A 1780-nucleotide genomic window follows, 5' to 3' on the forward strand; every position below is an offset into this window, starting at 1 on the left:
CGGAGTCCGTCACCATTGTTATTATCGAGATATGTAGTTTGATCCACTGCAACCCTTCCGATTTCCTCGTAACCTGATCCTGCCGGGATGCCTGTCAAACAGACATCCTCAGGAATATCTGCACAACCTTCTCTTCTGTAAATTACGATCCTGGCACCGGCAACCTGACATTTATAAGCAGTCCAATTGAGGCGGTAAGCAGGTCCCGCCGGGTCTGTTGCAGCCACTGCACGGAGGCCAAGCGGTTTTGGGCCATAAACCTTAATGTTAAGCGTGGTCATATCAACCAACTTACGGAACAGGTTCGGATTGGTGTTCGTTCCGGGGGCATCTTCCACTTTAAATAACACATCATAAGGCTCCAACCTAATGTGGTTACATGAAGTTTGCCAGGTAAATTGTCCGGTGATCGTGCCAATTCCAGGCTGTTGCGGAACAGTGAACCGGGCCAGTTCAGGGCTGATCAATGTTCGTTCATACACGCCGCCCGTAGAGGTAAGGTTTAGCTTGTCCCCATTTTTGTCCGTAGCCTTAATCTGCTGATTGATAAGCGTTCCTGCTTCCACGCAAATATCCGGAATCGGTTCTGCCAGCGGCCTGGCGTTGTTGGCATCCTCCACGATGATCTGCATATCCCGCACAATTTCGCCGATAAGCACTCCATCCCGCCATTCTTCCACCACGAACGCAACGTTATAATAACCTTTTGTAGTAGGCGAATCCCAAGTCAGGTCGCCCGTGAGGCGATTCATCCCAAAAGTTGCAGGCGATGCGCCGGTTTCAGTCTTTCCCGGAGCATTGATCTGGTTTGGGTTAACATATTGTAAATTAACTCCCGCACCGTTTGAAGTTCCTCTTTGCGGCGTATACAAGCGATATGCAAGACTATCCCCATCTGCATCAAATGCATTCGGGTTGTGAATGTAGCGTTGTCCAATGGCTGCGAGGTCGATGGGAGCGTTCAGGAGCACCGGAGTTTGGTTCAAGCCGAAACTGGCATTGATTTCCAGAATGGTGCTTACATAAAAGTTTAGATTTTGTGTAGGGGGAGGGCCAATGTTCAGGATCCCGTTGTTCCGGTTATCTTCTTCAAATGAAATCCGGAACTTCCCCGCCGAAGGAAACGTGTACCTTACAATGTAGATGTTCTGGGTTGTGTTGTTTCCAATGTTGATGATGGGCAAAATCCTGGGTGCTTCGATAGGGCCGTTGCTTCCTACATAAAACTGTACAAAGTTCTGTGCATTCGCCGCTCCTTCCCCATTTTGCATATCGAAATAGGCCGTCAGCTTGATCTCGTAAGTCAGGGCAGTTGCAGAAACCCGTTTTGCTGTAATCTCACCCGCACGAATGTGCGTTGCCATAGCCTCGAAGCCAGCGCCCAGCAAAGTCAGAAAAAAAGAGAATAATAATAACCGTAAAGCAGATCGCATAAATATATAAGGGTCGAGCTTTTTTAGATAGAGGTTCGGGCAGAAAATGCATCCGCCAAACTATTAATTCAACGAAAATTTAAATAAAAATGTGTACCGGTGAAGGTAATATAATAGGCGCTATTGTAAACTTACAAAACAAGTTTATAATTCATATATGTATTGCCATAAACTAGTGCTATGGCAATACGCAGTAAGGTTACTCAGGATTTGGACTATCTGATGATCTGCACCCAGCCTTTGATTGTGGTTGGTGTGCTTTCTCTTTTTGAAGACTCGAAGAAGATGGTTACTTCATAATAATATTGTCCTGCTGCTAGGTCCTTTCCACTGTTGGTTTTACCGTT

General features: G+C 46.4%; 1 pseudogene. It reads right to left on the reverse strand.

Annotated elements, in window-relative coordinates:
• Positions 1-1433, reverse strand: a pseudogene (locus tag B5X68_RS28510) (gliding motility-associated C-terminal domain-containing protein); the annotation flags it as partial.
• Positions 1434-1780 lie beyond the last annotated feature (347 nt).

This window comes from Dyadobacter psychrophilus, from assembly GCF_900167945.1.
Taxonomy (GTDB): domain Bacteria; phylum Bacteroidota; class Bacteroidia; order Cytophagales; family Spirosomataceae; genus Dyadobacter; species Dyadobacter psychrophilus.